This is a genomic window from Paenibacillus oleatilyticus (assembly GCF_018998565.1).
Taxonomy (GTDB): Bacteria; Bacillota; Bacilli; order Paenibacillales; family NBRC-103111; genus Paenibacillus_G; species Paenibacillus_G oleatilyticus.
Genome location: NZ_JAHNZO010000018.1, coordinates 59,166 through 72,622, shown reverse-complemented (window position 1 = coordinate 72,622; position 13,457 = coordinate 59,166). Strand labels below are relative to the sequence as shown.

The window sequence follows — 13,457 nt, the reverse complement described above, 5'->3', positions numbered from 1 at the left end:
GCGAGGGTCGATGAGCGCGCCTAGTCATCAGGCGGCCGCCTTTTGCCGGTTTTGCAAACCCAGAATGAACAAGAACGTTACGATGCTTAAGGCAATGCTGCACACGAGGGCGATGACGAAGGCGTGCATGTACGGCTCTGTGCCGTGTCCGGTCAGGAAGGAGAAGAAAATCGTGCCGATGACCGCGACCCCGAGTACGTTGGCGGTCTGCATGCAGGTCGTGAGCACGCCGGAGGCGGAGCCTGCATACTGGCTGGGAATGCCCGACAAGATCGTCTTCATCAGAGGAGACGCGACGAGCCCTTGACCCCATCCGATCAACAGAAACGGAATCAGCAGCGGCAGCCAATCAAGCGCCGCGCCGCCTGCGTTTATGAACCAAATCACGGCGGCATAACCGGCGGCCATGAGCCATGCGCCCCACTTAAGAACGGCCGTCCCTGCGCGATTCAGCCATTTCGGAGCCAGCAAGGAAGCCGCGAAGAAGGCGATGCCGATCGGCATAAAGGCCGCGGCGGATTGCATGGGAGACAGCATCAGCCCATCCTGCAGCGTGATCGAGACGGTGAGAAAAAAGCCCGAATTCCCTAACTGGAAAGCGATAAGCGCCAAAACACCGACGGTAAACGACCTTTCCTGGAAGATGGCGATCGGGATGAGCGGGGATTTCCCGCTGCGAAGCAGCTTTTTCTCATGCCAAACGAACGCGAGAAGAAACGCAACGCCTCCCAGAAAGCTGGCATAGACCCAAAGGGGCCACCCGGCTTCCCTTCCGATAACCATAGGATAAATGCACAGCAGCAAGCTGCACGTCAGGAGGACGATCCCCCATACGTCGATATTCTTTTTGTCGCTGGAACGGTTTTCCCGGACTAAGGGATGATCAGCAGAACGGCCAGCAGACCGATTGGAATATTGATCAAAAAGACGCTGCGCCATCCCAAGCCGAGCGCATCGAAGTGGAGCAGCATGCCGCCGACGATCTGTCCGGCGATTAACCCCAGACCGCTAACCGCACCGTAGAGACCGATCGCTTTGCCCTTTTCCTCCGGAGGGAAGATGACATGGATGATGGACAGCACTTGCGGGATCAGGATCGCTGCGCCGATCCCTTGAATTACGCGCGAGAAGATCAGGAACGGGGCTCCCGTCGCGAAACCGCACAAAGCCGACGCCGCGACGAACAGGATCATGCCGAGAATGAAGCTTTTTTTCCTGCCGATCCAGTCGCCGATCCGGGCCCCCGGAATGAGCAGCACCGCATAGCTGAGAACGTACGCGGCAACGATAAACTGGATTTGGGTAGACGAGGCTTGAAGCTGGCTTTGGATCGACGGGATGGCGACATTGACAATAAACGAGTCGAGAATAACCATAAACGTGCCCAGCAGCAAAACGGATAAGGCCCACCATCTTTTCGCTTCCAGAGGTTGGGAAGCATTAACTTTTGCCTGAATCATAGAGGAATCTCCTTTGAAGTGATTTGAGTAGTATTTTTAGATACTACTAAAGATAAGGCGGAAAAATGCGGTCAAACGTCTTCTTAATAAAAATTTAAAACAACACCATATGCATGAGTAAGCCTCCTTTATTTTTAGTAGTGTTCTATAATACTACTTATATTTAATTGGTTTGTCAATGACGTTCCTGCGGTTTTTTAAGCGGATTTTCATGCAAAACCGTGGAGTTAGCGGGAATTCCGTTTTGTACAACCCCCAAAATACTTCGTCGCTATAAAGCAAAAATGCTTTAAATCATGTACTTGTATTTCATGCTTGTTTCGTTATAAAATGCATCTTAATTAAATCAACTGAATGTTCTGACAAGCAATGAAGGAGAGAGTAAGCGAAGAACGCTTCTTGCCAGGGACGGCGTGCCGGCGACTGAGAGCACCCGACGAAGCACTGCGCTGAAGTTCACTCCCGAGCTGGTGCCTGATGAGTGGCCTGAATCAACAAGGCTTCTTGTAGGGTTACCCGTCGGTCCTGCGTTAAAGGATGGAAAGTGAGAAGAGCACTCCGGTTCGTTTGGTGAAGGGAGCGCACTTCTAATAAGGGTGGTACCACGGCTCCTCGTCCCTTGCGACGGGGGGCCTTTTTTTATGTTCCAACAAAAAACAATTCAAGGAGCGGATGAGAAATGAACCAACCAAGTTTAGAACCTTTACGCCAAAAATTGGACGAAACGAACCGCCAGCTTCTGGAGCTGTTGTCGGAACGCGCCCAGATTGCCCAGGAAATCGGGAACATCAAGGAGAAGCAGGGCATTCCGAAATTCGACCCTGTACGGGAGAAGGAAATGCTGACGGAGCTGGTAGCCAGCAACAAAGGGCCTTTCACCGACGATACGATCCGGCACCTGTTCAAGCAAATTTTCCAGGCTTCGCTGAATCTTCAGGTAACCGATCATAAGAAGCAGCTTCTGGTCAGCCGGAAGAAGCAAAAGGAAGATACCGTCGTTACGTTGGGCGACGATGTGAAGGTCGGCGGAGGAAGTCCCGTTCTGATTGCGGGACCTTGCTCGGTGGAGAGCTACGACCAGACGCGGACGGTAGCCGCGGCGCTGAAGCAGGCGGGCATTACCGTGCTGCGCGGAGGGGCGTTTAAGCCGAGAACTTCCCCTTACGATTTTCAGGGGCTGGGCATCGAGGGGCTTAAAATATTGAAGGAAGTCGGTGACGAATTCGGTCTGAAAACGATCAGCGAAATCGTTGATCCCGCTCATGTGGAATTGGCATGCGAGTATATCGACGTCATTCAGATCGGCGCTCGCAATATGCAAAACTTCGAGCTGCTGAAAGCGGCGGGCGAGGTGCGCAAGCCGATTCTGCTCAAGCGCGGACTGGCGGCAACGATCGACGAATTCCTTCATGCGGCCGAGTATATTTTGGCCCGCGGCAATACGCAGGTCATGCTCATCGAACGGGGCATTCGCACGTACGAAAAGGCGACCCGCAACACGCTCGATATTTCCGCCGTGCCGATCCTGAAGCAGGAAAGCCATCTGCCGGTGCTGGTCGACGTCACGCATTCGACAGGACGCAAAGACATTCTCGCCCCATGCGCCAAAGCGGCTCTAGCCGCCGGTGCCGACGGGGTTATGGTCGAGGTGCATCCGGACCCGGCCACGGCATTGTCCGATGCCGCCCAGCAGCTCAATATCGAGGAGTTCGGGAATTTTTACGCTCAGGTGCGGGAGTCCGGTCTTCTTGGGTAGATGATATCGATTGGCAAAGAAAAACCGTCTGGAGATGTCCAGACGGTGAGCTTGTTGAGAAACCCGCTTCGCGTAGAAAACTCTCTGCATACGCCGGTGGGATAAATCCCTCCAGCCGCTCTTGAAACCCGTGAATCGGATTAGAATTAGCGGTATTTTCACGGGTTTCAAAGGCGGACGTAAACTCTTACGGGATATACCCCACCTCTATTTGTCTGAGTTTTTCTACTACTAAGGTTTCTCAACACTCTGACCGTCTGGAGATGTCCGGACGGTTTTTTCTTTTAATTAACGGCGGCTTCCAGCGTGGGTGCCTCGACCTGCTTCTGCTGCCCGGCAAAGTAGTCGACGACGAAATCGCGAAAGTTGCGGGCCGCCTTCGATAAATAACGCTTCTCATGCCATGCGAGCTGGAACGTGCGCTGACAGACTGGCTGTTCGATATGCAGCAGCGTAAGCGGCGTTGAGGTTGCATTTATATTGCATCCCCCTGCAAAAGCGACGCCCAGCCCGGTGCGCACCAAGCTTGCTATGGCGGCAGGTTCGTCTACGCGGCACACGAAGTTCGGCGAGATCCCCGCTTCGCGGCAGAACGCATCGTTCATCTTTTGGAAAATGAATCCTTCCTTATACCCGATAAACGGCTCGTTGGCCACCTCGCTTAACGCAACGCTGCCACGGTGCGCCAGACGGTGCCCTGGAGGCACGGCCAAATACACTTCTTCGTGCAGAACGGCCACGGCATCGATGTCCGGCCCTTCGATGGGCATCGCCGTAAAGCAAAAATCGACCTCTCCGGCTTCGAGTAACTGCGCCATTTCATCCATGGAAGACTGGGTCATGCGAAAGTTCACATTCGGGTAAACCGATAAAAACGCGCTTAAAGGGTCCGTCAGGCGATTCAGCGTGGACATGGCCAAGCTGATGCTTCCCTGCTCGCTGCCGGCCATATCGGCCACTTCACGGCGGCCTTCCTCCAGCGCATTCAGCGCCGTTTCCACTTTGTCCAGAAACGCTTTGCCGAACGAGTTGAGCCGGATTTGCCGGCCCTCGCGGTCGAATAACGGCACGCCTACATCGGCCTCCAGCCGGGAAATCGTTTTGCTCAGCGCCGGCTGCGCGATGTGGAGCTCTTGCGCCGCTCTCGTCATATGCTCCAGCTTGGCGACCGTCCGAAAATAATGGAGCTGCAGCAGTTCCATTCTCGTTCACTCCTTTTCATTCCCATTCATTCATATACTCAAGGTTATATAATCTATGAGATCAGATGTATTTTTGTTTATTTATGTTCCAGTATAAAATAAATGCTGCAAGCGGGCAAATTCCGCGGAAAAAGGTTTGCGGATAGGCGCAAAATGAAGCTGCGCGGGAGCGGGCTGTTCTGCGGACGGGGCCAATAAAAAGGAGGGGTTTAGTATGAAAGCAGCGGCGTTTTCTTCTCCGGGCACACCGGATGTGCTGCAAACGATGGAATTTGACGATCCCCAAGCGGGAGCGGGACAGGTAAGGGTACGCGTCAAGGCGGCAGGCGTGCAGCCGTTTGACTTGGCGCTGCGGAGCGGCTGGAGCCCTCCGCCCGGTATCACCGTACAGTTCCCGCAAATTCCGGGCAACGAATTCGCCGGGGTTGTCGATCAAGTCGGAGAAGGGGTTAACGACTTTTCCGTCGGCAGCGAGGTGATCGGCTACAAAATGCTGACCTGTTATGCCGAGTATGTGACGGTCGATGCCGGTCAAGTCGTCGTCAAACCGCAGAGCATGCCTTGGGAGGTGGCGGGCGGTCTGTCCGGGGCGGGACAAGCGGCGTATACCGGGCTGAAGGAGATTGGGGCAGGCCGTGGCGACATCGTATTGATCCATGCCGCGGCCGGCGCTGTCGGTACGATCGCCGTGCAGCTGGCCCGGGCTTGGGGAGCGACGGTTATCGGTACCGCCAGCGAGCGTAACCACGACTACCTGCGTTCGCTCGGCGCCATCCCCGTCGCCTATGGAGAAGGCTTGGCCGACAGAGTGCGGGCCCTCGCTCCGCATGGAATCGACGCGGTGCTTGACGGGGCCGGAGGCGACGCCCTGCGCGTCTCGGTGGAATTGGTCCGGAACCGGGAGCGCATCGGCACCCTCGTCGGCTTCGAATTGGCCCAGGAATTGGGCATCCGCCCGATTCGCAGCCAGCGGTCGGCTGCCCGGCTGGCGGAGCTGGCCGATCTGTACGAGCAGGGCAAACTCCGCCTCCACATTCGCAGCACATTCCCCCTGCGCCAAGCCGCCGATGCCCACCGCGAAGTCGAAACCGGACACGGGCGCGGTAAAGTTGTTCTAACGTTTGATTAGAGGCGGGGAAAAAGGGCGGGCGGATTCCGCAAGTTTTTCCGTTTTTAACCGGTTTTAAACTCTCCGCGTTATGCTGTTAGGGTTAGCTTGATCATTAACAGGCGGAGAGGAGTTGTCGAAGACGTTGTTGTCGAAACAATTAAACGGAAGAATACGGGGCCGGCCGGCGGTCGTTCTAGCGGCTGCCGGGGTGCTGATGCTGGCCGGATTGTGCATCGAACGGCCGGTGATGGCGGCAGAGGGGTACCCGCCCCATCCGCTGCCCAAGTACATCGTCACCCAAAATGATTATACGTTGGGGCTTAATCCCGACGGAACGGTGGCCGGTGAGGGTCAATTCCAATCCTATAAGTTGAGTGGCTGGACGAACGTAGCGTCGCTCGATGCGGGACTGATGCATGCCGTCGCGGTCACGACGGACGGGCGGGTGTATGCGGTGGGGCAAAACGATGACATCGCTTGCTTCGCCAGCAACGACCGGACGCAAAGAGCGACGCAGTGGACACAGATGAAATCTGTGGCTGCGGGAAATTGTTTTACGGTGGGGTTGAAAAACGACGGAACCGTCGTCGGAATCGGCAGGATGAACGGTTACGGGCAAATCAGCGATTTGTCGGAATGGTCCGGCATCAAGCAGATTGCCGCCGGCGATATGTTCACGGCCGGTTTGACCAACAGCGGCAAGGTTGTCATGAAAGGCGACACGGCTTACGGGCAGGGAAATGTCGGCGGCTGGGCCAATATTGTGCAGATCGCTGCCGGCGATACTTTCATCATGGGGCTTCGAGCCGACGGAACGGTCGTATCGACGGGAGGCCCCGACGTATCCGGATGGAGAGATATCGTATGGATTTCCGGAGGCTCTTCGGTTGCGGCAGGCGTTACGAAGGACGGCAAGGTTGTCACGGCAGGCTATGTGTTCCCCGAAATTCAAGCGGAAATGAATAAGTGGACGGACATCATTCAGGTCTCGATCCGCCGTCAATCTCATGCCGTCGCCGTTCGTAAAAACGGACTGGCGGTGGCTGCTGCCCAAGCGCAAGGCTTCAATTACAAACCGAAGGTGAAATGGACTTTGAAGCAATATGCGCCACAGACGCCCGGCTCGTTTGCTACTCCGTCATCCCCTCGAAAAAAAGGGCCTGTCTCGCTGCAGTGGACATCTCCGGAGTGGGGGCTAGGCAGCGACCGGTACTATCAGGTGGAGTTTTACGACGGGAGCGCATGGACGCTAATTGGGGATCGGGTGACCGGTACGGAATTCACCTATGATATACCCGCAAGCGTCAATACATCCGTCGCCCGGTTTCGGGTGCGGGCAGGAAGCGAATACGGCTTGTCGGAGGATGTGACGACGAATCCGATTGTGATCGACAACCAACCGCCGCAAGCGCCGGTGATCACGGTCGGCTCGGAAGCATGGAGCGAGCAGCCTGTCCAGGTTACGATTGCGGAAAATCCGGCTGTAAGCGGAGTGGACCGCACGGAATACCGGCTGAACGGCGGCTTGTGGCAGACTTACACAGCGCCGTTCATCATCGAAGCGGACGGAGAGACGAAGGTCGAGGCGAGAACCTGGAACAAGCTGGGAGAAGTCAGCGAAGCAAGCGCCAAGACGGTCCGGGTCGACCGCCTTGGACCGAAGCCCCCGGTCGTGACAGCGGACGCTTCCGGCTGGACCCGCGCGGAGCAGATAACGGTTACCGTGGCGGACGGTGCGGATGCGGGAATCGGCGTATTGCGGTCTGAGGTTCAGCTTGTAGCCTCCGATGGCACCGTTATATCGGATTGGGCCCCTTACGTTTCGCCCTTGACGATCCGGGAAGAAGGACGTTGGACCGTTCGTGCGCGGACCGTCGATAAGCTGAATCATGTAAGCGAGGAGAGCGGCTTAGACGTATGGATCGACCGAACCAAGCCGAACGTTCCGGTCGTGACCCCGCAAACGTCCGACTGGATTGACGCGCCAAGCGTGTCCGTGGCCGTTTATGGCGAGGACGGATTGTCAGGCTTGCAGCGTCTGGAGTATAAGCTTAGCGGCGGTGCGACTGAAGACTGGACGGAATACACCGGCGAGCTTCGGGTCGAAGCCGAAGGCGAAACCGAGGTACGGGTGCGCGCCATTGACAAGGCGGGCAACATAAGCGACGAATCGTCCGCCATCGTCCGAATCGACCGGACGGCCCCGGATGCGCCGATGGTTTCGGTCAGCGAATCCGGATGGACCCGCCGGGACGTCAAGGTTGACTTCTCAGGCACGGACCGCCTGAGCGGGCTGCTGAAATATCAGGTTAAGCTGGGGGCGGACAGCTCTTGGCAGGATGTAACTCCCGGCGATTCCGTTACCGTTACCGCCGAAGGCGAAACGACAGTCACGGCACGTGCGGTGGACCGGCTCGGCCACATCGGCCCGGAGGCTGCCGTCCGGGTCCGGATTGACCGCACGGCGCCCACAATTCCGATCCTTACGACCGACGCACCCGGCTGGACGACCGGCAATGTGACGGTAGTCGTTTACGGAAGCACGGATGCCGTTTCCGGGGCGGTTAAGTATCAGTTTAAGCTGGGCACGGGCGGCGCATGGACCGATGTTCCGGGAACCGGCTTCACCGTGAGTGCCGAAGGCGAGACTCCCGTCTACGTGAGGGCATCGGACGAAGCGGGCAACATGAGCGAAGAGGTTTATACTGTCGTTCGCATCGATCGGACGGCTCCGACCGCCCCGGTCTTGGCGCCAAGCGCGACAAGCTGGACAAACGATAAGGTTACCTTTACCGTGAGCGGCGGTGCGGATGCGGACAGTGGAATCGCGCGCTTGCAGTATCGAATCGGCCGCGGCGGGAGCTGGACCGATTACATTGACGCTGCGGTGACCGTCGAGGCGGAAGGCGAAACGGCCGTCTTTGCCCGGGCCATGGACCGGGTTGGCTTGATCAGCGAAGAGGCTGGCGCGATCATTCGTATCGATCGGACGCCGCCGAGCGTGCCGATCTTGTCGTTAAGCGAAAGCGGCTGGACGAACCGTCCCGTCACGTTCGAGGTTTACGGCAGCACGGATACGGGAAGCGGCCTTGCGAAGTATCTGGTGAAGCAAGGCGCAAACGGACCTTGGATGGAATACCCGGGTACCCCGGTGGAAGTAAGCTCGGAGGGAGAGACACCGGTATTTGCGCTGGCCGTCGACGCGGCGGGCAATCGAAGCGCCGAAGGCCGCGCAGCAGCCCGCATCGACCGGGGAAAGCCGGTCATTACGCTAAAAGGGGAAAATCCGCTGCTGCTGGAGGTCGGCACGGCTTATACTGAGCCGGGCGCTGAGGCTCTGGATGCGCAGGATGGCGACCTGACCCGGCAAATGACGGTTTCGGGCAATGTCTATTCCGCCAAGCTCGGCACCTATGAGCTCCGGTACCGCGTGTCGGACCGGACGGGGAATACCGCGGAAGCGGCAAGGATCGTGCGCGTTGTCGATACGACGAAGCCAGTTATCGCGATCAGGGGAGCGAACCCGGCCATCGTCGCTTTGGGAGACGCCTACACCGATGCGGGCGCGACGGCGATGGACAATTACGACGGCGACTTAACGAGCCGGATGACCGTGACGGGCAGCGTATATACGAAGCAAACGGGAATCTACGTGATCCGTTACAGCGTCAATGACAGCTCTGGCAATGTGGCGGAAGCCGTCCGCACCGTTCATGTCGTGGACAAGGAAAGCCCTTATATCGTGCTGCTGGGCGAAAGTTCGCTGGATTGGCAGGCCGGTACGGCCTATGTCGATCCGGGCGCCAAGGCGTTCGATCCGCAGGACGGAGACCTTACGGGCCGGATCGCGGTAACGGGCCGTGTCGATGTATCGCGGCTCGGAAGCTACGTTCTCCAGTATGATGTGACCGATCGGGCCGGAAATCCGGCGCTCCCCGTAACCCGTACAGTACGGGTGAAGGATACGATCCGGCCGGTCATTACGTTGCAAGGAGAGCCGGAAATGTCCATAAGCTACGGCGTCTCCTTTGTCGATCCGGGCGCTATAGCCATGGATAACTATGACGGGGACATCGGCGGCCGCATTCGGGTGGTCGGGACGGTCGATTCCCGCAAGCCCGGAGTTTACGAGCTGCGCTATCAGGTCGATGATTCGTCCGGCAACCGAGCGCTTGAAGTCGTACGCAAGGTCCGGGTACGTCCGGAAGAGGAAGAGAGCGGAGGCTCCGCTCCAAGTTCGCCGACACCCGCCGCTTCGGCGCCAAGCGTATCGGGACCCGGACCTGCGGGCCAGCCCGAGGTCGCCAGACCCGGCTTGTTCGAAGTCAACAGCCCGGGGGCTGAGCAAGATCTGCGGCTAACCGTCCGCAAAGAGGCATTCGCCGAGGCGCTCGCGCAAGCCCGCGGGACGGACGTGGTGCTGCCAATCGACGCTTCGTACTTAGCGGGGAAACGTTCGGTACGCGTCGATCTGCCGGCGGAATCGGTCGTGGCGGCCGCGCAGGCGGCAGGGAAGAGGATTGTACTGCAAGGCGCGGAAGCCGGCTATAGGTTGACCGCAGACGCCGTCGATCTGTCGTCGCTCGCCAAGCGGCTCGGGAGCGGCATCAAAGAATTGACGATCTCGGTGACGATGAGACCGGTCGCGGACCCCGACAGGCTGCAGAGCTTCAAGCGGCAAGCGTCGGAAGCTGGCTATCGGCTTATAGCCCCGGTCGTAGATTTCGACGTAAGGGCCCGTGCCGGTGGATCTGCTGCGCCATTGGACATTTACCCCGTTTATGTTCCGAAAACGATAAAACTTCAGGATACGGCAAACCCGGATGAAACGACGGTGGTTCGTGTCCTGCCGGATGGTTCGATCAGCTTCGTTCCGGCGGTATTCTCCGGCGGTCAGGCGACCGTATTCAGCCGGACGAACGGCACTTACATGGCGCTAGTCCGGGAGAAAGGGAAGTTCCCGGATATAGCCGGTCATTGGGCGGAAAAGGAAATCGACCGATTGACGGTCAAGCTGATCGTTCGGGGGATGCCGAACGGTTCCTTCAACCCGGATGCGGAAATCACCCGGGCGCAGTTTGCGGCATTGTTGACGCGTACGCTCGGATTGCAGCCGGTACCGCCGCAAGGACGGTTCAAAGACGTTGCCGGAGCCGATTGGCATGCCGGAACGGTCGAGTCCGCGCTCGAGGCCGGATTGCTCGGCGGCTTCGACGATGGTACGTTTCGGCCGGATGCGCCGGTAACGCGGGAGCAAATGGCCGTTATGATTGCCAGGGCGATGACCCTTTCGGGGCTTAAGTCGGATGGGTATGCCGACAAGCCGGAGGAGACGCTGCAGGGCTTTCTGGACCGTGAGCATATCTCTTCGTGGGCCCGGGACGGGGTAGCGAGAAACGTGAAGGCGGGCGTGATTACCGGCTTCACCGATACGAGCTATGCTCCGGATCGAAAGGCGAGCAGGGCGGAAGCTGCGGTGATGATCAGCCGTTGGCTTACCCTTGCCCAGTGGATCAATTAACGGCATACAGCAAGCATAGGATGAACGGAAGCGACGGAGCCCGCAGATTTGCGGGCTCCTTTTTTTCGTTGGGAGAAAGCTCAGCGTTCGTGCAGGCCTTCTCATGCTGGCGGCAAAGCAAAAAACCGGCGTCCGCCTTGGCGAACACCGGTTTTATAGAAACAGTTGAAATATAGTCGGTTTTGTGTTAGAATGACGGTTAGCAGTAAAAAAATATGTGATATTCATCACTAATATCCAATTTTATACTATCACATCTTTATGGCTTTGTCAAGAATTAATAAAGAGTGGGTTCGGAGAAGAGGGGGCAGCATATGGCGAACGATCAGCACAAGGAAGCGGAGACAGAGCTTACGATTGATCGGGTGAAACAGCAACTCATCGCGCAGGGCAAAGAGCAAGCTTCGCTCGCTTACAAAGAAATTACGGAGAAACTCGCTCCTTTCGATCCCGATCCGGAACAAATCAACGAGTTCGTCGAGCAGCTCAGCGAGCTTGGCATCGAGGTGGGCGGCGAACCTGACGAGGGGCCTGTATTCGGAACGGATCACGAAGAACATGATCTGCTGCATGACGATCTGTCGCTCCCGCCGGGGATCAAGATCAATGACCCGGTACGTATGTATCTGAAGGAGATCGGACGGGTGCCGCTGCTTTCGGGAGATGACGAAATCGAGCTGGCGGAACGGATTCAGCAGGGCGACGAAGAAGCGAAGCGCAGACTGGCCGAGGCGAACCTCCGACTGGTGGTCAGTATCGCAAGACGCTATGTCGGCCGGGGTATGCTGTTTCTTGATTTGATACAGGAAGGCAATATGGGTTTAATCAAAGCGGTGGAAAAATTTGATCACACCAAAGGCTTCAAATTCAGTACGTATGCCACATGGTGGATTCGTCAGGCGATTACGCGCGCGATTGCCGATCAGGCGAGAACGATCCGGATACCGGTACATATGGTGGAAACGATCAACAAGCTCGTACGCGTATCCAGACAGCTGCTGCAGGAGCTTGGCCGGGAAGCGACCCCGGAGGAAATTGCGAAGGAAATGGATTTGACGCCCGATAAAGTGCGGGAAATTATGAAGATCGCGCAGGAGCCCGTGTCGCTCGAAACGCCGATTGGCGAGGAGAACGATTCGAACTTGGGCGACTTTATCGAGGACCAGGAGGCGCTTGCGCCGGCGGACGCGGCGGCTTACGAGCTGCTGAAGGAGCAGCTTGAGGATGTGCTCGATACGCTTACGGAGCGGGAAGAGAACGTGCTGCGTCTTCGTTTCGGTCTTGATGACGGCCGCACGCGCACGCTGGAGGAAGTGGGCAAGGTATTCGGTGTGACCCGGGAGCGCATCCGGCAGATCGAAGCCAAGGCGCTGCGCAAGCTCAGACATCCGAGCCGCAGCAAGCGGCTGAAAGACTTTATGGATTGAGCTTTATTCGCGGGGCGAATGCAGGAAGTCGTGCTCTTGGAGCACGGCTTTTTTTTGTCAATAAGCAAAGGTTAATAATTTCTCATTAATTTCTAATAATAGCTTCTTATAGCAGGCGGGGCGCGGGGAAATTGATTTTCTGGAAAATCATGTACTTTTTAATTGTGTTATGGTGTTCTTGGGGCGCTTGCCCAATCGCCAAACCAAGGAGGAAGTCATGATTAACACGAAGAAAAGCCGGATCGTCAAAGCGTTACTGGGAGTAACGATGAGCCTATCGATTGCCGTCACAGGAAATATGCTTGCAGTGCCGCAATCGGCTCAAGCGGCTACCGTATCTAAAGCATCGGTTGCAGATAAAATCATAGCCACGGGGAAGCGTTATTTAGGAGTCCGCTATCAGTTCGCGGCGCCTGCGGGAAGAACGGATGTATTTGATTGCTCTTCATTTACTCAATATGTATTCAAGCAGAACGGAATCAAGCTTCCTCGTTCCTCCAGACAACAAGCCACGGTTGGCACCAAGGTTGCCAAGAAGGATCTGCAACCGGGCGATCTGGTATTCTCGGACACGAATCGGGACGGAAAAATCAACCATGTGAGCATTTATATCGGGAACGGCAAGCTGCTTCATACGTATCGGGTCGGGGTCGGCGTTACCATTTCCAACTTTAAAGGCAGCACATGGGACAAGACCTTCGTTACCGCCCGTCGCGTTATCCGCTAAAACAGGAACGGCTTGCCGGCAGCATGCAAGCGGCTGCCGAATAAGCTTGTATAAGAAAATCCTTGAGCCAATCAAGGATTTTCTTGTTTTTCGGGGGAATAGCCTTGTGAAGCGGCTTTTCAAGGATACATAAACATAACACCGACATCTAGTATAACTCAATAACTCAAGGCTGCTGCCCGTATGGCGGGGACTCCCGCACGGAGACCGCTGCTTTTTTTGCGGGTAAGGACATTTCTGTTTGGGAATTCAT

8 protein-coding genes are annotated in these 13,457 nt (G+C 56.8%); 5 read left to right on the top strand and 3 right to left on the bottom strand.

Going from position 1 to position 13,457, the window contains the following annotated elements; all coding sequences use genetic code 11:
• Positions 1 to 27: 27 nt before the first annotated feature.
• The gene (locus KQX66_RS22050) at positions 28 to 939 is read right to left on the bottom strand and encodes an MFS transporter (protein WP_216794965.1); all 912 of its coding nucleotides are present in this window, start codon (positions 937 to 939) and stop codon (positions 28 to 30) included.
• On the bottom strand, positions 873 to 1,460 hold the full coding sequence (locus tag KQX66_RS22045) for an MFS transporter (RefSeq protein WP_216794964.1): 588 nt from the start codon (positions 1,458 to 1,460) through the stop codon (positions 873 to 875). Before KQX66_RS22045 ends, KQX66_RS22050 begins: the two co-directional genes overlap by 67 nt.
• Before the next feature lie 679 nt (positions 1,461 to 2,139).
• On the opposite strand from KQX66_RS22045, the gene KQX66_RS22040 reads away from it, so the two are divergent.
• Positions 2,140 to 3,216, top strand: coding sequence for a bifunctional 3-deoxy-7-phosphoheptulonate synthase/chorismate mutase (locus KQX66_RS22040; protein WP_216794963.1), 1,077 nt, complete (start codon positions 2,140 to 2,142; stop codon positions 3,214 to 3,216).
• A 284-nt stretch (positions 3,217 to 3,500) separates the two neighbouring features.
• On the opposite strand, the gene KQX66_RS22035 is transcribed toward KQX66_RS22040, so the two are convergent.
• Entirely contained in the window at positions 3,501 to 4,418 is a 918-nt protein-coding gene (locus KQX66_RS22035) for a LysR family transcriptional regulator (protein ID WP_216794962.1), read from the bottom strand.
• Between the two features lie 214 nt (positions 4,419 to 4,632).
• Here KQX66_RS22035 and KQX66_RS22030 point away from each other — a divergent pair, with 214 nt between their 5' ends.
• The 4 genes from KQX66_RS22030 to KQX66_RS22015 all read left to right on the top strand — a co-directional run bounded on the left by KQX66_RS22030 (position 4,633) and on the right by KQX66_RS22015 (position 13,204).
• Entirely contained in the window at positions 4,633 to 5,547 is a 915-nt protein-coding gene (locus KQX66_RS22030) for an NADP-dependent oxidoreductase (protein ID WP_216794961.1), read from the top strand.
• Between the two features lie 112 nt (positions 5,548 to 5,659).
• The gene (locus tag KQX66_RS22025; RefSeq protein ID WP_216794960.1) at positions 5,660 to 11,050 is read left to right on the top strand and encodes an OmpL47-type beta-barrel domain-containing protein; all 5,391 of its coding nucleotides are present in this window, start codon (positions 5,660 to 5,662) and stop codon (positions 11,048 to 11,050) included.
• A gap of 314 nt (positions 11,051 to 11,364) precedes the next feature.
• Positions 11,365 to 12,477, top strand: coding sequence for an RNA polymerase sigma factor RpoD (gene rpoD, locus KQX66_RS22020; RefSeq protein WP_216794959.1), 1,113 nt, complete (start codon positions 11,365 to 11,367; stop codon positions 12,475 to 12,477).
• A gap of 217 nt (positions 12,478 to 12,694) precedes the next feature.
• Positions 12,695 to 13,204: a C40 family peptidase gene (locus tag KQX66_RS22015; RefSeq protein WP_216794958.1), complete on the top strand. Its 510-nt coding sequence runs from the start codon at positions 12,695 to 12,697 to the stop codon at positions 13,202 to 13,204.
• Positions 13,205 to 13,457: the final 253 nt, after the last annotated feature.

Coding starts and splice junctions, on each gene's coding strand:
- KQX66_RS22050 (WP_216794965.1), bottom strand. CDS start 939: ATGGCGCAGCGTCTTTTTGATCAATATTCCAATCGGTCTGCTGGCCGT.
- KQX66_RS22035 (WP_216794962.1), bottom strand. CDS start 4,418: ATGGAACTGCTGCAGCTCCATTATTTTCGGACGGTCGCCAAGCTGGAG.
- KQX66_RS22045 (WP_216794964.1), bottom strand. CDS start 1,460: ATGATTCAGGCAAAAGTTAATGCTTCCCAACCTCTGGAAGCGAAAAGA.
- KQX66_RS22030 (WP_216794961.1), top strand. CDS start 4,633: ATGAAAGCAGCGGCGTTTTCTTCTCCGGGCACACCGGATGTGCTGCAA.
- KQX66_RS22040 (WP_216794963.1), top strand. CDS start 2,140: ATGAACCAACCAAGTTTAGAACCTTTACGCCAAAAATTGGACGAAACG.
- rpoD (WP_216794959.1), top strand. CDS start 11,365: ATGGCGAACGATCAGCACAAGGAAGCGGAGACAGAGCTTACGATTGAT.
- KQX66_RS22015 (WP_216794958.1), top strand. CDS start 12,695: ATGATTAACACGAAGAAAAGCCGGATCGTCAAAGCGTTACTGGGAGTA.